This window comes from Mesorhizobium sp. ANAO-SY3R2, from assembly GCF_042466635.1.
Lineage (GTDB): Bacteria > Pseudomonadota > Alphaproteobacteria > Rhizobiales > Rhizobiaceae > Aminobacter.
Window position 1 is genome coordinate 3,358,649 of sequence record NZ_CP159955.1, and the last position, 22,642, is coordinate 3,381,290.

Annotated in this window: 20 protein-coding genes; 10 read left to right on the top strand and 10 right to left on the bottom strand. The window is 64.0% G+C overall.

What is annotated here, in order from left to right:
- Window positions 1-66: 66 nt before the first annotated feature.
- The 4 genes from dnaN to ABSY17_RS21115 are packed head-to-tail and all read left to right on the top strand — an operon-like array spanning window position 67 to window position 3,640.
- On the top strand, window positions 67-1,185 hold the full coding sequence (gene dnaN / locus ABSY17_RS21100) for a DNA polymerase III subunit beta (protein ID WP_378945048.1): 1,119 nt from the start codon (window positions 67-69) through the stop codon (window positions 1,183-1,185).
- Between the two features lie 37 nt (window positions 1,186-1,222).
- Complete coding sequence (gene recF, locus ABSY17_RS21105) at window positions 1,223-2,371, top strand: DNA replication/repair protein RecF (protein ID WP_378945051.1); 1,149 nt, start codon at window positions 1,223-1,225, stop codon at window positions 2,369-2,371.
- A gap of 31 nt (window positions 2,372-2,402) precedes the next feature.
- Window positions 2,403-3,167, top strand: a complete 765-nt coding sequence (locus ABSY17_RS21110) for a molybdopterin-synthase adenylyltransferase MoeB (RefSeq protein WP_378945053.1) — start codon at window positions 2,403-2,405, stop codon at window positions 3,165-3,167.
- Complete coding sequence (locus tag ABSY17_RS21115; protein WP_378945056.1) at window positions 3,164-3,640, top strand: GNAT family N-acetyltransferase; 477 nt, start codon at window positions 3,164-3,166, stop codon at window positions 3,638-3,640. The genes ABSY17_RS21110 and ABSY17_RS21115 overlap by 4 nt, the downstream gene beginning before the upstream one ends.
- A 281-nt stretch (window positions 3,641-3,921) precedes the next feature.
- Here ABSY17_RS21115 and ABSY17_RS21120 read toward each other — a convergent pair whose 3' ends face one another.
- The gene (locus ABSY17_RS21120; protein ID WP_378945059.1) at window positions 3,922-4,923 is read right to left on the bottom strand and encodes a 2-hydroxyacid dehydrogenase; all 1,002 of its coding nucleotides are present in this window, start codon (window positions 4,921-4,923) and stop codon (window positions 3,922-3,924) included.
- A 150-nt stretch (window positions 4,924-5,073) separates the two neighbouring features.
- Here ABSY17_RS21120 and ABSY17_RS21125 point away from each other — a divergent pair, with 150 nt between their 5' ends.
- Entirely contained in the window at window positions 5,074-5,652 is a 579-nt protein-coding gene (locus tag ABSY17_RS21125; protein ID WP_378945062.1) for an SH3 domain-containing protein, read from the top strand.
- A gap of 36 nt (window positions 5,653-5,688) precedes the next feature.
- Here the strand turns inward: ABSY17_RS21125 and irrA are convergent, their stop codons facing one another.
- Window positions 5,689-6,114, bottom strand: coding sequence for an iron response transcriptional regulator IrrA (gene irrA / locus ABSY17_RS21130; protein WP_378945064.1), 426 nt, complete (start codon window positions 6,112-6,114; stop codon window positions 5,689-5,691).
- 263 nt (window positions 6,115-6,377) lie between these two features.
- On the opposite strand from irrA, the gene fabA reads away from it, so the two are divergent.
- From fabA to ABSY17_RS21150, 4 genes are all read left to right on the top strand, one after another.
- Entirely contained in the window at window positions 6,378-6,896 is a 519-nt protein-coding gene (gene fabA, locus ABSY17_RS21135) for a 3-hydroxyacyl-[acyl-carrier-protein] dehydratase FabA (protein WP_378945067.1), read from the top strand.
- 27 nt (window positions 6,897-6,923) lie between these two features.
- A complete protein-coding gene (fabB, locus tag ABSY17_RS21140) occupies window positions 6,924-8,144 on the top strand; it encodes a beta-ketoacyl-ACP synthase I (RefSeq protein WP_378945070.1) in 1,221 nt (406 codons plus the stop codon).
- A 10-nt stretch (window positions 8,145-8,154) separates the two neighbouring features.
- On the top strand, window positions 8,155-8,967 hold the full coding sequence (gene fabI / locus ABSY17_RS21145; RefSeq protein ID WP_378945073.1) for an enoyl-ACP reductase FabI: 813 nt from the start codon (window positions 8,155-8,157) through the stop codon (window positions 8,965-8,967).
- Between the two features lie 94 nt (window positions 8,968-9,061).
- A complete protein-coding gene (locus ABSY17_RS21150; RefSeq protein ID WP_378945075.1) occupies window positions 9,062-10,600 on the top strand; it encodes a putative bifunctional diguanylate cyclase/phosphodiesterase in 1,539 nt (512 codons plus the stop codon).
- 105 nt (window positions 10,601-10,705) lie between these two features.
- On the opposite strand, the gene ABSY17_RS21155 is transcribed toward ABSY17_RS21150, so the two are convergent.
- The gene (locus ABSY17_RS21155) at window positions 10,706-11,722 is read right to left on the bottom strand and encodes a class I SAM-dependent methyltransferase (protein WP_378945078.1); all 1,017 of its coding nucleotides are present in this window, start codon (window positions 11,720-11,722) and stop codon (window positions 10,706-10,708) included.
- 201 nt (window positions 11,723-11,923) lie between these two features.
- Here ABSY17_RS21155 and ABSY17_RS21160 point away from each other — a divergent pair, with 201 nt between their 5' ends.
- Entirely contained in the window at window positions 11,924-13,528 is a 1,605-nt protein-coding gene (locus ABSY17_RS21160; RefSeq protein ID WP_378945080.1) for an ABC-F family ATP-binding cassette domain-containing protein, read from the top strand.
- A gap of 74 nt (window positions 13,529-13,602) precedes the next feature.
- Here the strand turns inward: ABSY17_RS21160 and pnp are convergent, their stop codons facing one another.
- The 7 genes from pnp to ABSY17_RS21195 form a co-directional block, all read right to left on the bottom strand.
- Entirely contained in the window at window positions 13,603-15,750 is a 2,148-nt protein-coding gene (gene pnp, locus ABSY17_RS21165; protein ID WP_378945083.1) for a polyribonucleotide nucleotidyltransferase, read from the bottom strand.
- A 374-nt stretch (window positions 15,751-16,124) separates the two neighbouring features.
- Window positions 16,125-16,499 carry a 30S ribosomal protein S15 gene (gene rpsO / locus ABSY17_RS21170; protein WP_378945086.1) on the bottom strand — a complete coding sequence of 125 codons (375 nt, stop codon included), beginning with the start codon at window positions 16,497-16,499 and terminating at the stop codon, window positions 16,125-16,127.
- A 56-nt stretch (window positions 16,500-16,555) separates the two neighbouring features.
- On the bottom strand, window positions 16,556-17,629 hold the full coding sequence (corA, locus tag ABSY17_RS21175) for a magnesium/cobalt transporter CorA (RefSeq protein ID WP_378945089.1): 1,074 nt from the start codon (window positions 17,627-17,629) through the stop codon (window positions 16,556-16,558).
- 158 nt (window positions 17,630-17,787) lie between these two features.
- Complete coding sequence (truB, locus tag ABSY17_RS21180; protein WP_378945092.1) at window positions 17,788-18,735, bottom strand: tRNA pseudouridine(55) synthase TruB; 948 nt, start codon at window positions 18,733-18,735, stop codon at window positions 17,788-17,790.
- Between the two features lies 1 nt (window position 18,736).
- Window positions 18,737-19,144 (bottom strand): 30S ribosome-binding factor RbfA, encoded by a 408-nt coding sequence (gene rbfA, locus ABSY17_RS21185; protein WP_378945095.1) that lies wholly within the window; start codon window positions 19,142-19,144, stop codon window positions 18,737-18,739.
- A 112-nt stretch (window positions 19,145-19,256) separates the two neighbouring features.
- Complete coding sequence (gene infB, locus ABSY17_RS21190; RefSeq protein WP_378945098.1) at window positions 19,257-21,974, bottom strand: translation initiation factor IF-2; 2,718 nt, start codon at window positions 21,972-21,974, stop codon at window positions 19,257-19,259.
- A complete protein-coding gene (locus ABSY17_RS21195) occupies window positions 21,971-22,621 on the bottom strand; it encodes an RNA-binding protein (RefSeq protein ID WP_378952938.1) in 651 nt (216 codons plus the stop codon). Before ABSY17_RS21195 ends, infB begins: the two co-directional genes overlap by 4 nt.
- Between the last annotated feature and the right edge of the window lie 21 nt (window positions 22,622-22,642).

The following is a 22,642-nucleotide window of genomic DNA, read 5'->3' on the forward strand; positions in this document are numbered from 1 at the left end:
GCGGGCTTCCCCGGGCGCATTCGAGCCCGCGAGCCCGCACCTTCAAATTAGCGAGCCTGTGTCGTCATGCGTGTTATCCTGGAACGCTCAAACCTTTTGAAGTCGCTGAACCACGTCCATCGCGTGGTCGAACGGCGGAACACGATCCCGATCCTGTCCAACGTGCTGTTGCAGGCCAATGGCGCGAGCCTGGAGATGAAGGCCACCGACCTCGACCTCGAGGTGTCGGAAGCAACTCCGGCCAATGTCGAGCGCGCCGGCGCCACCACCGTTCCGGCCCACCTGCTCTACGACATCGTGCGCAAGCTGCCTGACGGCGCGGAAGTGATGCTCAAGACCGACGAGGACGGCAACGCCATGTCGGTGGTTTCCGGCCGCTCGAGCTTCCGGCTCCAGTGCCTGCCGCAGTCGGACTTCCCCGAGCTTTCGGCTGGTTCGTTCTCGCACATCTTCCGGCTCGAGGCCCAGGCGCTGAAGGGCCTGATCGAAAAGACCCAGTTCGCGATCTCGACAGAGGAGACGCGCTACTATCTCAACGGCATTTTCCTGCACACGATCGAAAGCGCCGGCAAGCTGATGCTGCGCGCGGTCGCCACCGACGGCCACCGCCTCGCCCGCGCCGAGGTCGAGGCCCCGGCCGGCTCGGAAGGCATGCCGGGCATCATCATTCCGCGCAAGACCGTCTCGGAGATCCAGAAGCTGATCGACGCTCCTGACGTGGCCGTGACCACCGAACTGTCGGACACCAAAATCCGCCTGACCATCGGCAGCGTCATCCTGACCTCGAAGCTGATCGACGGCACCTTCCCCGACTACCAGCGCGTCATCCCCAGCGGTAACGACAAGACGCTGACGATCGACCGCCAGAGCTTTGCCGCCGCCGTCGACCGCGTCTCCACCATCTCGTCCGAGCGCGGCCGTGCGGTGAAGCTGTCGATCGCCGACGGGCAGGTGACGCTCGCCGTCAACAACCCTGATTCGGGCAGCGCCACCGAAGAGCTCGCCGCCGACTATTCGTCGGACCCGATCGAAATCGGCTTCAACGCCAAGTATCTGCTCGACGTCGCCGCCCAGCTCAAGGGCGGCGAGGCGCGCTTCATGCTGGCGGATGCCGGATCGCCCACGCTCATCCAGGACACAGCCGACGAGAACGCGCTCTACGTGCTGATGCCGATGCGCGTGTAGCGCGCGCAAGGCGATGCAAGAGCAAGACACGGGGGAGATGCGGAAACGCATCCCCTCGACGCACATACGCAAGCTGACGCTGACGGACTTCCGCAATTACGCCTCGCTGTCGCTCGACCTGAAGCCCGGCGCCGTCGTGCTGACCGGCGAAAACGGTGCGGGCAAGACCAATCTGCTTGAAGCCATCTCGTTCCTGACGCCGGGGCGCGGCCTGCGCCGCGCGCCCTACCCCGATGTCGCGCGCGAAGGCAGCTCGGGCGGCTTTGCCGTGCACGCCAGCATCGAAGGACCGTTCGGCGAGGTCGAGATCGGCACCGGTACCGCACCCGAGGCAGCAGGCGAGGCCGGCCGGCGCGTGCGCATCAACGGGGCCAATGCCAAATCCGCCGACGAGATGCTCGACTGGCTACGCGTGGTGTGGCTGACGCCATCGATGGATGCGCTGTTCACCGGCCCGGCCGGCGACCGCAGGCGCTTCCTCGATCGGTTGGTCCTCGCCATCGACCCCGCACACGGCCAGCGCGCGCTGGACTATGAGAAGGCAATGCGCGGCCGCAACCGGCTGCTTTCAGAGGATCGCCGCGACCGTGGCTGGTTCGAGGCAATCGAGACCCAGATGGCAGAGACCGGTGCGGCGATTGCCGCGGCCCGCGTCGAAATGGTGCGGCTGCTGACTGCGATGATTGCCAGACTGCCTGAAACGGGCCCCTTCCCGCAGGCCGAGCTCTCGCTCGCCGGCACACTCGAACAGAGCATCGGCGACATGCCGGCGGTGGAGCTCGAAGAGCGCTTCCGCCAGGCACTCGCCGAGGGACGCGACCGCGACCGCGCCGCCGGGCGCACGCTGGAAGGCCCGCACCGGTCGGATCTGCTCGTCCGGCACAAGCCGAAATCGATGCCGGCCGACCTGTGCTCGACCGGCGAGCAGAAGGCGCTTCTGATCGGCATCGTCATTTCGCATGCCAGACTGACCGGCGAGATGGCGGGAGCCGCCCCCATCCTTTTGCTCGACGAAATCGCTGCCCATCTCGACGCCGGGCGGCGGGCGGCACTTTTTGCGATTCTGGAAGAACTCAACTGCCAGGCCTTCATGACCGGCACCGAAGCGAGCCTGTTTTCGAGCCTCGAAGGTCGCGCGCAGTTCCTGACCGTCGACCACGGCAGCGTGCGGGCGCAAGACGCCTGACAAGCCAGGTTTGGGGCGATATGCTCGCGCCATGAACCAGACCGCGCCCCTCTCCCCGGACGAACTCGAACGCTATGCGCGCCATATCGTGCTGCCGGAGATCGGCGGCCCGGGCCAGCAGAAGCTGAAGCGCGCCCGCGTGCTGGTGATCGGCGCCGGCGGGCTTGGCGCGCCGGTGCTGGAATATCTCGCGGCGGCCGGCGTCGGCACGCTCGGCATCGTCGACGACGACCACGTGTCGCTGTCCAACCTGCAGCGGCAGGTGATCCACGACACCCAGTCGATCGGACAGTCCAAGGGCGAAAGTGCCGCGGCGACAATCACCCGGCTCAACCCGCATGTTCGGGTCGAGTTGCACCAGTTGCGACTCACCGAGGAGAATGCCGGTGACCTGGTTGCCGCCTATGATCTGGTGGTCGACGGCTCCGACAATTTCGAGACGCGCTATGCTGTGGCCGATGCCTGTGCCACGCGTGAACGGCCGCTGGTCCATGCTGCTGTTGGCCGATTCGACGGGTCGATCACCGTGCTCAAGCCCTTCGAGACAGGATCTGACGGCCGCCGCAACCCTAGCTATCGCGACCTTTTCCCGGAACCGCCGCCGCCTGGGCTGGTGCCCTCCTGCGCGGTGGCCGGCGTGCTCGGCGCGCTCACGGGCGTCATCGGCACGCTGCAGGCGATGGAGGCGATCAAGCTCATCACCGGTATCGGCGAGCCACTGGTCGGTCGCCTGATGCTCTACGACGCGCTCGGCGCGCGCTTCGACACGGTGCGCTACAAGGCCCCTGAGAGATGACCGTCGTCGTCTCGCGCCTGCCGGATGACTTTTCTCGCTGGGACGAGCTTCTCGAACTCATCACGCGGTGCTTCGCCTATATGGACGGCGTCATCGAACCGCCGTTCTCGGCGCATCGCCTGACGCCCGCGCTGTTGCGCGACAAGGCTGGCGTGGAGACCTGCTTCGTCGCTTCAGCCGAAGGTCGCCTCATCGGCTGCATCTTCGTCGCCGAACGGCCTGAAACCCTCTATGTCGGCAAGCTCGCCGTGGACGAGCGCATGCGCGGCCACGGCATCGGCCGGGCGCTGATGCAGGCGGCAGAGCGTCATGCGCTGGAGTATGGCAAGCCGGTGCTCGAACTGCAGACGCGGATCGAGCTTGTCGGCAACCATACGACCTTTGCACGGATGGGGTTCATCGAAGTGGCGCGCACCGCCCATGATGGCTTCGACCGGCCGACCTCGATCACGTTCAGGAAGGTGATCGCCTGAGCCACGGACCCACGGCGGCCCGGCAACCGGAAATCATCACTGCGTCCTTCGAGGCTCGCTTCGCTCGCACCTCAGGATGAGGACGGTTGCGCTCACCTTAGTTAGAATGGGGACCGTTTGCGCTTGTCGCCCAAATGCTCAGGCCCTGCCAGGACCCGGCATGAAGGCCCCCACGGTCCTCCTCCTGAGGCGCGAGCCCGCACGACGCGGGCAGCAACACTCGAGATCGATGGGCGAGCCTCGAAGGACGCAGCGAAATCAGCGCAAGGCTCGCAAGCCGATCACGTCCTGATCGGCAAAACGCGATCCGGCGGGCGGTGTCCGTCGACATGGGCGCGGATGTTGATGATGACCTTCTCACCCATGTCGATGCGGCCCTCGATGGTGGCCGAGCCCATATGCGGCATCAGCACCACCTTGCCCTTGGCCGCGAGCTTGAGCAGCTTCGGATTGACCGCCGGCTCATGCTCGAAAACGTCGAGGGCAGCACCCGCCAACTTGCCGTCCTGCAGCATCTTGACCAGCGCATCCTCGTCGATGATGTCGCCGCGGGCGATGTTGACGAGGTAGGCATGCGGCTGCATCAGAGCCAGCCGCCGGGCGGACAGCAGATGGAAGGTCGCCGGCGTCGAGGGGCAGTTGATCGAGATGATGTCCATGCGGGCGAGCATCTGGTCGAGGCTCTCCCAGTAGGTCGCCTCCAGCTCGTCTTCAACCGACTGCAGCACGCGGTGGCGGTTGTGGTAGTGGATCGACAGGCCGAAGGCCTTGGCGCGGCGGGCAACCGCGGTGCCGATGCGGCCCATGCCGACGATGCCGAGGCGCTTGCCCCAGATGCGGCGACCGAGCATCCAGGTCGGCGACCAGCCGGCCCACTTCTTGTCGCTGGTCAGAACATTGGCGCCCTCGGTCAGGCGACGCGGCACGGCGAGCATCAGCGCCATGGTCATGTCGGCCGTGTCTTCGGTCAGCACGTTGGGCGTGTTGGTGACGGTGATTCCGCGCTTGGCGGCGGCGGTCACGTCGATCTTGTCGACGCCGTTGCCGAAATTGGCGATCAGCTTGAGATTGGGACCTGCCTGCTCGATCAGGGCTGCGTCGATGGTATCGGTCACCGTCGGCACCAGAACGTCGGCTTCCTTGACCGCCGCCACCAGCTCCGGCTGGGTCATCGGCCGGTCCTCGACGTTCAGCCGCGCGTCGAACAGCTCGCGCATGCGCGTTTCCACCGGGTCCGGCAGCTTGCGCGTGATGACGACGAGAGGCTTTTTGCGGCCGGTCATGCTTACCTCGACGAAGATCCCGTTGAGACCTCTTTAACCAAGACCGGCGAAACTGCAAACCGATCACTGAGCGGGAATCTGTGTAACAAGCAGTGCCGCCGAAGACAAAGAAAAAGGGGCGCCCCCAAGCCTGACGCTTTCGGACGCCACATGCAAACAGAGGTTACGGAAGTGTCTGGTTTCGCGTCGCTTCGCCCGGCAGTCAGCGCAATCCTGATGGGTCTGGCCCTGGCTGTGCCGAGCACCGGTTTTGTCGGCCCTGCCGCTGCCGCGCCGAGCGGCACCATCGGGCCGAGCGGCCTGCCGCTGCCGCGATTCGTCAGCCTCAAGTCGGGCAAGGTCAATTCGCGCATCGGCCCCGGCGTCAATTATCCGGTCGACTGGCTGTATCTGAAGCCCGGCCTGCCGATGGAAATCATCCAAGAATACGACAACTGGCGCCGCGTGCGCGATGCCGATGGTGCGGAAGGCTGGATCAACCAGTCGTTGCTGTCGGGCGCGCGCACCGCCATCACCGCGCCCTGGCAGCGCGGCAAGCCGGCCCAGATCAACCTTCTGGCCAAGCCCGAGGAAGGCGCGCGTACCGTCGCCATCATCGATCCCGGCGTCATCGGCTCGATCAAGCAATGCAACGGCCAGTGGTGCGAGATGAGTTTTTCCGGCACGAAGGGCTGGCTCAACCAATCGCAGCTGTGGGGCGCCTATCCCGGCGAAAGCATCGAAGACTGACAGTGGAGCCGGCGAAGCTCGCCGGCAGTCGCGTGCTCAGGCGTCGCGCTTGAGGCGCAACCTCACGACGATGTCGACATTGGCAATCTCCATGCCCTCAGGAGGCTCGGGGAGATTGGCAACGGTGACGGCACTCGACTCGATGTCGAAAACCCGGTTCTCGCCTTCGACATAGAAGTGATGATGGTCAGAGGTGTTGGTGTCGAAATAGGTCTTCGATCCCTCGACAGCCAAAATGCGCAGAAGACCGGCATCAGTGAACTGGTGCAGCGCGTTGTAGACGGTGGCCAGCGACACGGGCACACCGGCGCCCAGCGCCTCCTCATGCAGCTCTTCGGCGGAGAGATGGCGGTCGCCCTTGGCGAAGAGAAGCTCGGCGAGCGCGACCCTCTGTCGCGTCGGCCGCAGGCCGGCTTCCCGGACGCGGCCCTCGACTTCAACAATGTGTTTGCGCGAGTCCAATCGTTCGCCTCTCAAAATGTTTAGCCCGCTTACCGCATTGTTTCATCAAACAACCGGATTCTGCAGGCTACAACCTTAAAATGTCATATATTGCGTAGTCAGTATACGATCAATAGCGCGCATTGACCGGGAACGGTGAGCGCGCTAAGCGCAAACGCCGGTTTCCGGCTGGAAACAGTCTGTGCTAGCAAGCAGTCTGTGCTAGTGAAGAGCACACAACGAGGGCGAGGCACCGCCCGAATCTTTGACGGGGAAAGGTGTTCATGGCCGACCAGAAATCCAGCTACGGCTACGAAGAACTGCTGGCATGTGCCCGCGGCGAACTGTTTGGACCGGGCAACGCCCAGCTGCCGGCTCCGCCGATGCTGATGTTCGATCGCATCACCGAGATCAGCGAAACCGGTGGTGAATTCGACAAGGGCTTCATCCGCGCCGAATTCGACATCAAGCCTGACCTGTGGTTCTTCCCCTGCCATTTCATCGGCAATCCCATAATGCCGGGCTGCCTCGGCCTCGACGCCATGTGGCAGTTGACCGGCTTCTTCCTCGGCTGGCTCGGCGAGCCGGGCAAGGGCATGGCGCTCTCCACCGGCGAAGTGAAGTTCAAGGGCATGGTTACGCCTTCGGTCAAGAAGGTCGAATATGGCATCGACTTCAAGCGCGTCATGCGCGGCCGCCTGGTTCTGGGCATCGCCGATGGCTGGCTGAAGGCCGACGGCGAAACCATATACAAGGCCACCGACCTGAAAGTCGGGCTCTCGAAGCAGGAAGCCTCGGCCTAGGGCCGGCTGTTCTGAAAGGAATTTTGAATGAGACGGGTCGTCGTAACGGGCCTTGGCATCGTGTCGTCCATTGGCAACAACGCATCCGAGGTCCAGGCCTCGCTGCGTGATGCGAAGTCGGGCATCAGCTTTTCTGACTCGTTTGCGGAACACGGGTTCCGCTCGCAGGTGTGGGGCGCTCCGACGCTCGACCCGACCGAACTGGTCGACCGCCGCGCCATGCGCTTCCTGTCGCGCGGCGGCGCGTGGAACCATGTCGCCATGGATCAGGCGATCGCCGACTCCGGCCTGGAGCAGGGCGACATCACCAACGAGCGCACCGGCATCATCATGGGTTCCGGCGGCCCTTCGACCAAGACCATCGTCGAGGCAGCCGAGATCACGCTGAAGAACGGCAGCCCCAAGCGCATCGGACCGTTCGCGGTGCCGAAGGCGATGTCGTCGACCGCTTCGGCGACGCTGGCCACCTGGTTCAAGATCCACGGCGTGAACTACTCGATCTCGTCGGCCTGCTCGACCTCGGCGCATTGCATCGGCAATGCGGCGGAGATGATCCAGTGGGGCAAGCAGGACGTCATGTTCGCCGGCGGTCATGAAGACCTCGACTGGACGATGTCCGACCTGTTCGACGCGATGGGCGCTATGTCGTCCAAGTACAACGACCGCGCCGCGGTCGCCTCGCGCGCCTATGACGTCAACCGCGACGGATTCGTGATTGCCGGCGGCGCTGGCGTGCTGGTGCTCGAGGAGCTCGAACACGCCAAGGCGCGCGGCGCCAAGATCTATTGCGAATTGGTCGGCTATGGCGCCACCTCCGACGGTTACGACATGGTAGCCCCCTCGGGCGAAGGCGCAATCCGTTGCATGCGCCAGGCGCTATCGACGGTGAAGGGTGAGGTCGACTACATCAACACCCACGGCACCTCGACCCCTGTTGGCGACAGCAAGGAAATGGGCGCGATCCGCGAAGTGTTCGGCGACAAGATGCCCAACATCACCTCGACCAAGTCGCTGACCGGCCATTCGCTGGGCGCTGCCGGCGTGCAGGAATCGATCTATTCGATCCTGATGATGCAGGGCGGCTTCATCGGCGAGAGCGCTCACATTGAGGAACTCGATCCGGAATTCGAGGGCATGCCGATCGTGCGCAAGCGCATCGACAACGCCAAGATCGATACCGTGCTGTCCAACTCCTTCGGCTTCGGCGGCACCAACGCCACGCTCGTTTTCCAGCGCCATACCGCATAGGGACACCGACATGGACGGATTGATGAAGGGCAAGCGCGGGCTCATCATGGGCGTCGCGAACGACCATTCCATTGCCTGGGGCATTGCCCAGAAGCTGGCCGAGCATGGCGCCGAACTCGCCTTCACCTATCAGGGCGAGGCCTTCGGCCGCCGCGTCAAGCCGCTGGCCGAAAGGCTAGGCGCCTCGATCCTCGTGCCCTGCGATGTCGAAGACAGTGCCTCGGTTGCAGCGACGTTCGAGACTCTGAAGGAAAAGTGGGGCGGCATCGACTTCCTGGTGCACGCCATCGGCTTCTCCGACAAGAACGAGCTCAAGGGCCTCTACGCCGACACCACGCGGGAGAATTTCGTTCGCACCATGGTGATCTCCTGCTTCTCCTTCACCGAGGTGGCCAAGCATGCGGCCGCCCTGATGAACGACGGCGGCTCGATGATCACCCTGACCTATGCCGGCTCGGTGCGGGTCATGCCAAACTACAATGTCATGGGCGTGGCCAAGGCCGGTCTCGAGGCCAGCGTGCGCTATCTTGCCAACGACTACGGCCCGCGCGGCATCCGCATCAACGGCATCTCGGCCGGGCCGGTGCGCACGCTTGCGGGCGCGGGCATTTCGGATGCGCGCCACATGTTCACCTACCAGCAGCGCAATTCGCCGCTCCGGCGTTCGGTGAGCCTGGAAGAGGTCGGCGGCTCGGCGCTCTACCTTCTGTCCGACCTGTCGTCGGGCGTCACCGGCGAGATCCACTACGTCGATTCCGGCTACCACATCGTCTCGATGCCGACGCTGGACGAACTCAAGCAGATGGACAGCGGACGCGACTGAGAAATCCTCTCATCGCTAAAATTGTAGATTTTCGCGGCAGGCGATCTTAACGGGCGGATTGGTAGAAAAACCGCGCAAGTTAGGAACTTTACGCATGCCTGCCGCCCGGAATCCCAGTCGAAGCCCGCTGTTTCGGCTCATCACCATAGCCAGCTCTGGCCTTGGCAGCTTCATATTGGGCCTGTGGGGCCTGAAGTTCCTGCTCGGCAACCAGATCGCCGGCATGCCCAGCGAAACCATCGGGGCGGTGATTGCAGCGCTCTGCGCGCTGGCCGCGTCCCTGGCGGCGATGTCGTTTTTTGCCGGTGTCGACGAGTCTTCCGACTATGTCTTCAACGAAACCCATTTCGACAAGCTGACCGGCCTGATGGCGCGGCCGGCAATGGTCGGCAAGATCGCCGAGGCAGCATCGGCCACGGCGCGGACCGGCAAGCCGGTGTTCCTCATCGACGTCGACATCGACCGCTTCAAGCAGATCAACGACGCCATCGGCTATTGCAATGGCGACGCGCTGATCCGCGCCTTCACCGCGAGGCTCAAGGCGGCGTTGCCGAACGATGTCGTCGTCGGCCGCATCGGCGCGGGCGAATTTGCCATTCTCTATCCCGACCATCAGGTCGATGGACATCTCGAAGCCTTGATCGACCGGCTGGTCAACGAGTTGATGCAGCCCTACCCGCTGCCGTCACACGTCCAGTCGGTCAACGTCTCGGTCGGCGTCGCGGCAATGCCAAAGGATGGCTACGACCCGGTTGCCCTGCTGCGCCGCTCCAATCTGGCGCTGCAGAACGCGCGCGCCAGCGGCATCGGCAGTTGGGCGGCGTTCCATCCCGACATGGGCAAGGTTGCCGAGCACCGTCAATGGGTCGAATCCGAACTGCATGTCGCCTTCGAGCGCGGCGACTTCGCACTGCATTACCAGCCGCAGCACGACATGCTTTCCGGCAATGTCGTCGGCTATGAGGCGCTGATCCGCTGGCGGCACCCTGAGCGCGGCATGATCCCGCCGGTCGAGTTCATCTCGGTGGCCGAGGAAACCGGCATGATCGCCCCGATCGGCGAGTGGGTGCTGCGCAAGGCCTGCACCGATGCGCGGCTGCTGCCGGAAGAGTGCTTCGTCGCCGTCAACATCTCGCCGGTACAATTCATGACCCGCGATTTCGTCGGCATCGTCGCCAAGATCGTCGAGGAAACCGGCATCGATCCTAAGCGTCTCGAGCTGGAGCTAACCGAGTCGGCGATGATGCAGGACCGCGACCGCGCCGCCGAGATCCTGAAGCAGTTGACTGGGATGGGCATTTCGGTAGCCGTCGACGATTTCGGCACCGGCTATTCCAACCTCGCCTATCTGATCGACTTCTCGTTCCAGAAGCTCAAGATCGACCGCTCCTTCGTCAGCCGCATGGAAACGGACACCAGTTCCGGCGCCGTGATCTCGACCATCGTCGGGCTGTCGCGCGCGCTTGGCGTGCGCACCATCGCCGAGGGCGTCGAGACGGAGAACCAGGCCACGCTGCTGCGCGCGGCCGGCTGCCAGGTCGTGCAAGGCTATCTGTTCGGACGCCCGGCTCCGCTCGTGCTTGGCGATGCGGGGCTCGTCGTTCCTGCCGACCGCGCGGCGAACATGCACTGAGCTTACAGCGCCGCACGTCCGATTGGACGCGTAAAGGACGCTGTAAGATATTGAATCCGTGCATGATCCTTTCCGAAAATCGTTACCGATTTTCGGGGTCATGCACTAGCGCTTCGCCGACCAGACCCTGAAAGCGCTGTCGATCGCGATTTCCTGGACCGATGAGAACGTCGCTGCCAGCACCGGTTGGTAGGGTAGATGGCGGTTCGCCACCATGAATAGGCGGCCACCCGGCTTGAGCGCGGCCGACGCCGCCCGGATCATACGCTGGCCGATCTCCGGATCGGCGTCGCGCCCCTGGTGGAAGGGCGGGTTCATCACCACCATGTCGTAGCGCCGCTCCACCGGCTCCTTGGCGAGATCGCACCAGTAGAAGCCGGGCGCCACGTCCGTGCCCGTCACGTTGCGTCTTGCGGCTTCCAGCGCGTCAAAGTCCGCCTCGAACAGGTCAAGCGCCTTGAGCGAGGTTGCGCGGGTTGCGATCTCGGCCGTGACATAGCCCCAGCCGGCGCAGAAGTCGGCGACAGCGCCCTTGATATCCTGAGGAAGATGCTCGACCAGAAGCCTGGAGCCAGCATCGATGCGATCGAACGAGAACATGCCGGGCGCGGTATGGAACCGACCTTCGACCAAAACTTCGGGATTGTCCGCGCGCAATGCGACGGCTGCCGCATCCGCCTTCTCATCGCGGCGGAACCAGAAGGCCGTTCCGTGATATTTCGGCAGATGGTCCTCGATCTCGACCATGCCGCCAAGGCGCTTGCGCAGGCTGGAGATGCCGTCCTCCTTGCCGCCCGCTACGATCACCAGCCCCCCCTGGGACACACGCTCGACCGCTTCGGCGATGCGCAGTTCGTTGAGGCCACGATGGCGGCCAGCGAGCACCAGAGCGAGGTCGAAGCCTTCGTCCTCGGCGCGCTGCACCAGTTTGTGGCCCGACGCCTGCAGGGACAGCACGTAAGGGCGAAAGCCCTGCACGAGGGTCAGCGTGGCGGCAAAGCCCTCGGGCAACCGAAAGCCCGGCTCGGCGCCAAGGAACAGCGCCCGCGTGCCCTGCCCCGGCATGGACAACGCTTCGGCCTCGAAGGGGTAGAACAGGGTTTTCAGTGAGTCGCGGGTCATATGTTGCTGATAAACCAATTCCGGGAGAACGCGCAGCCCCTTCCTGCGTCTTCGGCGCGACTGTAAAGGGCACACCCTTGCATAGCCTGGCGGGAACGCTTAGTTGTGCCTGCCGACACCACCAACAGGAGCAACGCATCGAATGTGATTTCAACCTGACCGCAACGCGAACCCGCTTTGTCATCAGGAATATCATCACGCATGCCTGCTTCAATAACCCTATACAATCTCGGCCTTTCCACGCCTGACGGCCGCCCCCTCCTCTCCGGCATAGACCTCTCTTTCGGCCCCGCACGAACGGGGCTCATCGGCCGCAATGGCGTCGGCAAGAGCACGCTGCTGGCCATGATCGCCGGGACGCTGGTGCCCACATCGGGCTCCATCTCCGTCAGCGGAAGGATCGGCATCTTCAAGCAGTCGGTTCAGGTGGGGCCGGACGAGACGGTTGCGGATATTTTCGCCACCCGCGATGCGCTCGACCTGTTGCAGCGAGCCCATGAAGGCAACGCGACGCTGGAAGAGCTTTCGGATATCGACTGGCAGCTCGAAACCCGCATGGAAGCGGCGCTCGCGAAGATGGGACTGGATTTCGAGCCCCAAACGCCCTTGCACAAGCTATCCGGCGGCCAGCGCACGCGTGTCGGCCTCGCGGCCCTGCATTTTTCACAAGCCGACTTTCTCCTGATGGACGAGCCGACGAACAATCTCGACCGGGACGGGCGCCTTGCTCTCGACGAAATGTTGGCGAACTGGCGTGGGGGCGCTCTTGTCGTCAGCCATGACCGCGAGCTTCTCGAACGCATGGACAACATCGTCGAACTCACCTCTCTTGGCGCCACCCGCTACGGCGGCAACTGGAGCGCCTATCGCGAGCGCAAGGCATTAGAGCTGGCCTCAGTTCAGCATGATCTCGACTACGCGCAGAAGCAGGCGTCCGAAGTGGCCCGTGCGACGCAAGTCGCGCAGGAGCGCAAGGCACGCAAGGACGGCAACAGCCGCCGACAAGCCCTGAAGGGCGGCGCCCCGCGCATCGTCCTTGGCGGACTGAAATCGCGAAGCGAAAACAGTGGCGGCGCGCAGACCCGTCTGGCCAGCGACCGGCACTCGAAAGCGCTTGAAGCGGTTGCCGCCGCGCACGAGCGCATCGAGGTGCTGCAACCCATGTCAGTGACAGTGCCCTCGACGGGACTATCCTCCAGCAAGTCGGTACTAAAGCTGGATGGCGTCAGCGCCGGCTATGGGCCGGACCATCCCGTGTTCACCCGCCTGTCGTTCAGCGTAACCGGCCCGGAACGCATCGCAGTCACTGGGCCGAACGGCTCGGGCAAGACGACGCTGATCGAGCTTCTCGCCGGCCGCCTGCACCCGTCCTCCGGATTCGTGCAAGTCTCGACCGGATTTGCGCTCCTCGATCAGCGCGTGAGCCTGCTCGATGCAACGGCATCGATCCGGGACAATTTTCGGCGGATCAACCCGCTGGACGACGAGAACGCATGCCGCGCGGCGCTGGCCCGCTTCAAGTTCAGGGCCGATGCGGCTCTACAGCTGACCGCGGAACTGAGCGGTGGGGAATTGCTGCGCGCCGGGATCGCCTGCGCGCTCGGCGGCAGCACGCCGCCACCCCTGCTGGTTCTCGACGAGCCGACCAATCACCTGGATCTGGAAGCGATCGAAGCAATCGAGGCGGGCCTGCGCGCCTATGACGGAGCACTGATCGTCGTCAGCCACGACGAGGCTTTTTTGGCCGCGCTCGACATTTCACGCAGGATCGAGCTGCCGTCCGGAGAGATTCGCCTCAACTTGTAGCGCATCTCCGGAAGCGAAAAAGAAAACGGGCGCGACCTTTCGGCGCGCCCGCTTCAATTCCCAAGGAAGGGCTATCAGGCGACGGTTTCTTCGCCTTCGGACTTCTTTTCCTTGACGATTTCCTTGCCGGTCTCCTGGTCGACGACCTTCATCGACAGGCGGACCTTGCCGCGCTCGTCGAAGCCCATCAGCTTGACCCAGACCTTGTCGCCTTCCTTGACCACATCAGAGGTCTTGGCAACGCGATCGTTGGCAAGCTGCGAGATGTGGACGAGGCCGTCGCGCGGGCCGAAGAAGTTGACGAAAGCGCCGAAGTCAGCAGTCTTGACGACCGTGCCTTCGTAGATCTCGCCGACTTCCGGCTCGGCCACGATGGTGTGGATCCACTTCTTGGCCGCCTCGATTTCCTTGGCGTTCGACGAAGCGATCTTGACCGTGCCGTCGTCCTCGATGTTGATCTTGGCGCCGGTCTTCTCGACGATCTCGCGGATGACCTTGCCGCCGGAGCCGATGACTTCGCGGATCTTGTCGGTCGGGATCTGCATGACCTCGATGCGCGGCGCGAACTCGCCGAGCTCCTTGCGACCCTCGGACAGAGCCTTGGCCATCTCGCCGAGGATGTGCAGGCGGCCGTCCTTGGCCTGGCCGAGCGCGATGTTCATGATCTCTTCGGTGATGCCGTCGATCTTGATGTCCATCTGCAGCGCGGTGATGCCATTGGTCGTGCCGGCCACCTTGAAGTCCATGTCGCCGAGGTGATCCTCGTCGCCCAGGATGTCGGAGAGAACGGCAAAGCGCTCGCCTTCCTTGATCAGGCCCATGGCGATGCCGGCGACCGGCTTCTGCAGCGGAACGCCCGCATCCATCAGCGCCAGCGAGGTGCCGCAGACGGTGGCCATCGACGACGAGCCGTTGGACTCGGTGATCTCCGAGACGACGCGCAGCGTGTAGGGGAACTGCTCGGCGGCCGGCAGCATCGGGCGAACGGCGCGCCAGGCAAGCTTGCCGTGGCCGATTTCACGACGGCCGGGCGAACCCATGCGGCCGGTCTCGCCGACCGAGTAGGGCGGGAAGTTGTAGTGAAGGAGGAACTTCTCCTTGTACATGCCGGTCAGCGCGTCGACATACTGCTCGTCTTCGCCGGTGCCGAGGGTGGCAACGACCAGCGCCTGGGTCTCGCCGCGGGTGAACAGCGACGAACCGTGGGTGCGCGGCAGGACGCCTACTTCGGAAACGATCTGGCGAACCGTCGAGAGGTCGCGACCGTCGATGCGCGAACCGGTGTCGAGGATGTTCCAGCGCACGATCTTGGCCTGGAGTTCCTTGAACACGGTGGCGACCTTGTCGGCCGACCACTTCGGAGCTTCCTCGCCCTCGGCAGCGAAGGCAGCCTTGACCTTGGCCTTGACCGCATCGACCGCAGCGTAACGGGCCTGCTTGTCGGTGATCTTGTAGGCGTCGCGCAGCTCGCCTTCGACGATCTTCAGCATCTCGGCTTCGAGATCGGAATTGTCAGGCGCGGTGAAGTCGCGCGGGTCCTTGGCAGCCACTTCGGCGAGCTTGATGATCGCGTCGATGACCGGCTGGAAGCCCTTGTGGCCGAACATGACGGCGCCGAGCATGACGTCCTCGGGCAGTTCCTGAGCTTCCGACTCGACCATCAGAACGGCGGCATCGGTGCCGGCGACGACGAGGTCGAGCTTGGATTCCGGCATCTCGTCGATGTGCGGGTTGAGCACGAATTCGCCGTTGATGTAGCCGACGCGGGCGCCGCCGATCGGGCCCATGAACGGCACGCCCGAAAGCGTCAGCGCAGCCGAGGTGGCGACGATCGACAGGATATCAGGATCGTTCTCGAGGTCGTGCTGGACGACGGTGACGACGATCTGGGTGTCGTTCTTGTAGCCGTCGGCGAAGAGCGGACGGATCGGACGGTCGATCAGGCGCGAGACCAGCGTCTCCTTCTCGCTCGGACGGCCTTCACGCTTGAAGTAGCCGCCGGGGATCTTGCCGGCCGCGTAGGTCTTTTCCTGGTAGTTGACGGTCAGCGGGAAGAAATCGAAGCCCGGCTTCGGTTCCTTGGCCGAGACGACCGTGGCGAGAACGACGGTCTCGCCATAGGTGGCGAGGACGGCAGCGTCAGCCTGACGCGCGATCTTGCCGGTCTCGAGGATGAGCGGACGGCCGCCCCATTCGATTTCAACTTTGTGGTGATTGAACATGTTCTGTCCTTCGTGGCGGGAATTCGCAACGCCGGTCTGCGGCGGGCCAATTCCCTGGCTTGTTTGGCGCGCGGTCCCGGAAAACCACTTGGTCTTCCGTAGGGATCATGCGCCTGGCTTCGGTTTGGCCAGCCACGGGCAAGACAACAAGAAGCTCGGTGAGCATAAGGGCCGCGAAGGCGGCCTACCGAACGTCCTGCAATCCTGCCCCATGACCGTCCATGGGCGGTTCGGGCGCGTCGCTGTGGCGCTCCGGAACCTTTTTCGGCAAGACCGCGCCCCTGTGGCGGGATCGGGCCGATGGACCGCCAGAAATCGCGGCCCGAATAAGCAACCGGCGGGTTCCCCTCGAGGAGAACCCGCCGGTCAATTCATCAGCGGCGCAGACCGAGCTTGTCGATCAGCGTCTGATAACGTGCGTCGTCCTTGCGCTTGAGATAGTCAAGCAGGCTACGACGCTGGGAAACGAGCGCCAGAAGGCCACGACGGGAGTGGTTGTCCTTCTTGTGGTCCTTGAAGTGCTCGGTCAGGTTCTTGATGCGCTCGGAAAGGATGGCAACCTGGACTTCGGGCGAACCGGTGTCGCCCTTGACGGTTGCGAACTGGGTCATCAGTTCCGCCTTGCGCTCGGCAGTGATCGACATCGTGTTTTTCCTTTCGATCTGGAGGAAACGGGACGCCCTCGGCCGGGATGTCGTCCAGCTGGGGCCAGTGAACAAGGCGTCAAAAGGCGCAATGTTGCGGCGCATATAGTGGAATTTGGCGGCAAATGCCAGCTATTTCGCACGCTAGCGCCGAACCGGCTTCAGAGCCAGCCGCGCCGGCGGAAGACAGCCACTAGCCCGATCGCCACGAAAGCCATGAAACCCAGCGCGAGGGGGTAGCCATAGGCGGACTTCAGTTCGGGCATGTTTTCGAAATTCATGCCCCAGATGCCGGCCAGGAAGGTCAGCGGGATGAAGATCGCCGAGATGATGGTCAGCACGCCGATGATCTCGTTGGTGCGCGCCTGCGTCAGCGACAGGTGCATCTCGATCAGGCCGATCATCGTTTCGCGCTGCGCCTCGACATTCTCGGTCAGCCGGATCGCGTGGTCGAGCGTATCGTTGAGATAGACCTTGGTGTCGGCGGAGATGAAATCGGCGTCCGAGCGGATGAGCGTAGACAGCGCATCGCGCAGCGGCCAGATGGTGCGCTTGAGCAGGTTGGTTGCCCGACGAAGGGCGTGAAGCTGGCTGACATGGTGCTTCTGCGGCGCGGCCAGCAACTCGTCCTCGATAGCGTCGACCTTGTCGCCGGTCGCATCGACGATCGGAAAATAGCTGTCTACCACCGCATCGATCAGCGCATAGGCGAGATAGTCGGCATTGCTGGTGCGCAGGCGGCTGGGATTGGAGGTGCGGATGCGCTGGCGCACCGGCTCGAATGGGTCGCCCTCACGTTCTTGAAAGGTGACGACGAAATTCTTGCCAAAGAAGAAGGAAATCTGCTCGTAGCGGCCTGTCCTGGCGTCATCGATCATGCTCAGCACGAAGAAGGCATGCTCATCGAAAAACTCGGCCTTCGGCCGCTGGCCGGTGTTGACCACGTCCTCCAAGGCCAGCGTATGCAGCCCGAAGATCCTGCCGATCTCCGCGATCAGCTCGATATTGGCGAGCCCGACGCAGTCGAGCCAGATCAACGGCCAGCGCTTACAGGCGGCGGCGACGTCTTCGAGGCTGGGATTGTCGACGAACTCGCAGGCGTCGGGCGAGATGAGCGTCAGGTTGAGCGCCGACCGCTTCGCGGCCGGATCGGCAATCAATGTTCCAGGCGAAGCACCCACCGGTGTGCGCCTGGCATGTCGACGTGCGCGCTTTTCGCTCTTGTGGGAAGCCATGGCGTCTCGCTCGCGGAATCAGTTGCCCCGATCCAACCGGAAACGGCGACGGCAGACAAGCCTTGGAGCCCCATTCCGATTGCGTCGGAACGGGGCCTCAACTTTTCGTCGAGGCATGGTCTTTCCCGAAAAGCGGCGCCGCTTTTCGGGATCATGCCTCAAGCGGTAAAGACGCGCTTTGGCTTGAACATGCCCTGCTCGATGGCACCGATGGCGACCAGTTTGCCGCGCACGGTGGCGCAGGCCTCTTCGGCCTCCACCGGCGCGTCGCGGCCACGCACGATGACCGGATTGCCGAGCCTGATCTTGGTGGCGGCCTCGTCGGTGACGATGACGTGCGGCATGCAGTCTAGCGCGGCGGAGGTGTCGACCACGAACTCGTCGATCCCGGTGAAATCCCACCTGCCCTCTTCGCCATCTGGCTGTCCGGCGGCGCGCGCCGCTTCAAGCTCGGCGATGGTGACGAAATCTTCGGCGGTAAAGGGCTCCACCTCGGTGCGGCGAAGCTCGGCGATGTGGCCGTAGCAGCCGAGATCGCGGCCCATGTCGCGAGCCAGCGAGCGGACATAGGTGCCCTTGCCGCATTCGATCTCGAAGACGGTCCGGTCGGCGCTGTTCTCGATGATCTCGAGGCTGCCGATCTCGACCTCGCGCGCCGGAATGTCGACCGTCTCGCCCCCGCGGGCAAGGTCATAGGCGCGCTCGCCGGCGATCTTGATTGCCGAGAACTGCGGCGGCGTCTGCATGATCACGCCAGTGTATTTCGGCATGATGGCGCGGATCTCGTCTTCCGAGGGGCGCTTGTCGGAGGTCTGTGTTACCGGGCCCTCGAGGTCGTCGGTCGAGCGCTCCTCGCCCCAGGCGACGGTGAAACGATAGACCTTGGCGCCGTCCATGACATAGGGCACAGTCTTGGTGGCTTCGCCGAGCGCGATCGGCAGCATGCCGGAGGCGAGCGGATCGAGGGTGCCGGCATGGCCGGCCTTCTCGGCGTTGAACAGCCACTTCACCTTGGACACGGCCTCGGTCGAGCCCATGCCCACTGGTTTGTCCAGCACCAGCCAGCCGGAGACGGGCCGGCCTTTCTTCTTGCCGCGACGCGACATGTCAGTCTTCCTTGTCTTCTTCGCCGCCCAGGTCGCGCGCCACTTCGGGCGAGCGCAGCAGATCGTTGATCTTGGCGAAATTGTCGTAACTGGTGTCCAGCCGGAAACGGAATTCCGGCATGTATTTCATCTGCCGCAAGGCAAAGGAAACGCGGCCACGGATGAACTTGGCGTGCTTGTTGAGGGCGGCAGCCACCGCGGCGGCATCCGGCGCGCCAAGTGGCGAAACAAAAGCCGTCGCAATCTTGAGATCCGGCGACATGCGCACCTCGGAGATCGAGATCACGGTCGTCTCGATCAGCGGATCGAGAATCTCGCCGCGCTGGAGCATTTCGGACAGCGCATGACGCACCTGCTCGCCGACGCGCAACTGGCGCTGGGAGGGGCCTGAACTCGTAAAACGGGACATGGTCCTGAAATCCATATGTCGCAGGGGGCGGAATGGAACCGCACGTCCTGCCGCACGATAACGGACGGCGGCCGAACGGCCACCGTCCAAACGGTTTGACGGCGAAGGAAGCTTACAGCCTCCGGGTCACCATCTCGACGCGGAAGCACTCGATGATGTCGCCCTGGCGGATGTCTTCGTAGTTCTGGAAGGCCATACCGCACTCCTGGCCGACCGGCACTTCGGAGACTTCGTCCTTGAAGCGCTTGAGCGTCTTGAGCGTACCTTCGTGGATGACGACGTTGTCGCGGATGAGGCGGACGCCCGCACCACGCTCGACCTTGCCTTCGGTGACGCGGCAACCCGCGACCTTGCCGGTCTTGGTGATGTTGAACACCTCGAGGATCTCGGCGTTGCCGATGAAGGTCTCGCGGCGTTCCGGCGACAGCAGGCCCGACATCGCATCCTTAACGTCATCCACGAGGCTGTAGATGATGTTGTAGTAGCGGATTTCGATCCCGGACTGCTCGGCTGCGTGACGTGCCTGCGCGTTGGCACGGACGTTGAAGCCGATGATCGCCGCACCCGAGGTTTCGGCGAGCGTGACGTCGCTTTCCGTGATGGCGCCAGCGCCGGCATGAACGATGCGCGCACGCACCTCGTCGGTGCCGAGCTTGTCGAGCGCGGTAACGATCGCTTCGACCGAACCCTGCACGTCGCCCTTGATGATCAGCGGGAACTCCTTGAGACCCGACGACTGCAGCTGCGACATCATCTGCTCGAGCGAGCCGCGCTGCGTGGCGTGCCTTGCGACGGCCTTGTCGCGCGCCAGACGCTGGCGGTACTCGGTGATCTCGCGGGCACGGGCCTCGTTGTTGACGACCGCGAAACGGTCGCCAGCCTGAGGGGTGCCCTGAAGGCCGAGGATTTCCACCGGCATCGACGGCGGTGCCTCTTCGAGGTGCTCGCCACGATCATTGACCAGCGCACGGACGCGGCCCCACTGGCTGCCTGCGACGAAAATGTCGCCCGGCATCAGCGTACCGGTCTGCACCAGAACGGTGGCAACCGGACCGCGGCCCTTGTCGAGCTTGGCCTCGATGACCACGCCTTCGGCGGTACGGTCAGGGTTGGACTTGAGGTCGAGCACTTCGGCCTGCAGCAGGATGGCTTCGAGCAGCTTGTCGAGGTTCGTGCCATTCTTGGCCGAAACTTCGACGTCGAGCACTTCACCGCCCATGGATTCCACGAAGACTTCGTGGCGCAGCAGTTCGGTGCGGACCTTCTGCGGGTCAGCCGTCGGCTTGTCGATCTTGTTGATCGCCACGATGATCGGCACGCCGGCCGCCTTCGCATGGCTGATCGACTCGATCGTCTGCGGCATGACGCTGTCGTCGGCCGCAACCACCAGGATGGCGATATCGGTCGCCTGGGCGCCACGAGCACGCATTGCCGTGAAGGCGGCGTGGCCAGGCGTGTCGATGAAGGTGATCTTCTGACCGTTCTTCTCGACCTGGTAGGCGCCGATGTGCTGGGTGATGCCACCGGCCTCGCCCGACACGACGTTGGCGCTGCGGATGGCGTCGAGCAGCGAGGTCTTGCCGTGGTCGACGTGGCCCATGATGGTCACGACCGGCGGGCGGGACACCAGGTCCTCGCTGCGGTCGGCGATGTCGAACAGGCCTTCCTCGATGTCGGACTCGGCAACGCGGCGGACCGTGTGGCCGAATTCGCCGGCGACCAGTTCAGCCGTATCGGCGTCGATGACGTCGCCGGGCTTCATCATCTGGCCCTGTTTCATGAAGAACTTCACGACATCCACGGCGCGCTCGGACATACGCTGAGCGAGTTCCTGGATGGTGATGGTCTCGGGCAGGACGACCTCGCGAATGATCTTTTCGCGCGTCTCCTGGTGCATCGCACGCTTGAACTTCTCCTGGCGGCGACGCATCGCCGACAGCGAACGCGAGCGCGCGTCGCCATCCACGGAGGACAGGGCCGTGTTGAGCGTCAGCTTGCCACGACGGCGATCGTCTTCGGTCTTGGTCTTGGCCGGACGAGCGATTTCCGGGGTCGCAATGCGGCGCACCGGCGTAGCAGCTGGGGCGCCGGCGCTGCGGCTTTTCGGCTTCGCTTCGACTTCATCGTCAGGCGCATTGGCTTCGGCGGCGGAAGGCGCGCGACGGCGTGCCTCTTCCTCGGCGCGGCGGCGGGATTCGGCCTCGGTCTTCAGCCTGGCTTCTTCCTCGGCCTGGCGGCGTGCCGATTCTTCGCGCTCCTTGCGGCGGCGCTCATCTTCCTCGGCGCGGCGGCGGGCGTCTTCGGCGGCGCGTGCGCGATCTTCCTGTTCACGCGCGACGGAACCTTCGAGCGCGCGGCGGCGCGCATCCATCTCACCACGCGACAGCGTGTTCAGCACCATGCCGGAGCGGCTCGGCTGAGGCGCGGGCCGCGGCGTGTCGCGAACGACAGGAGCGGGAGCTGCCGCGACAGGCCTGGACACCACTGGTGCTGCGGGCTGCGGCTTGGGCGCGACCACGGGGGTTGCGGCCTGGACCGGAGCAGGCGCAGGCGCCGGAGCAACCGCTGCCGGAGCTACAGGCGCCGGAGCAACCGCTGCCGGAGCTGCAGGCGCCGGAGCGGCAGCGGGAGCCGGGGTATGAACTGGCTCATGCTTATCACCGGGCATGTGGAACTTGCGCTTCTTCGTCTCGACGACGACCGCCTTTGTGCGGCCGTGCGAGAAGTTCTGGCGCACGGTACCCTGCTCCGCGCCCGGGCGCTTCAGCGTCAAGGTCTTCTTCGGAGTGACGCTCAACGTCTTGTCATCGCCCGATTTGGTGTCGCTCATTCCATATCCTCTGCGGCATCATCGTCGTCGGCAATCGCCGCAATCATTGCCAGATCATCCGGGGATCCGCCCCGATATCGGTCAAGCGCAACCATGCGCTTTACGACCGCCTTGCCCGCGTCTCCCGCGAGAACGGCAGCATGTATCACATTTGTTGCCCCTAATGCCAAACCCAATTCCGCTTCGGAAAAAAGTTTATAGGCGGGCGTTGCAGGCCCGCCCAGATGGACGGTCGCCTTGCGGGCCTGCGTGATCTTGCGGACGCCGTCCTCGGCGCCCTCATAGGCATGAAGCACAAGTAGCGCCTTTCCGGCGCGCACCGAGGAGTCGACCTTGGCGGCACCGAGCGCAACCAGACCGGCCTTGCGGGCCAGTCCGAGCGAACCGAGCGCCGATTTGGCGAGCAAGGTGTCGACCATAGCACCCAAATCGGGCGGCACGACGACCTGGGCCTTGAACGCCCGCGCAAACATGCCCTTGGCCGCAGCCTTGTCGACATGTAGGCGGTCGGCGGTCACCCAACAACCGCGGCCGGGCAGTTTTCTCTTGAGGTCCGGAAAAACAGTCGAATCCGGGCCGACGACGAAACGGATCAGATTATCCGTTTCGCCGCTCTGGCGCGTGACGATGCAGGTGCGATCGTTCATTTCGTCCAAAGTTATCTCCGG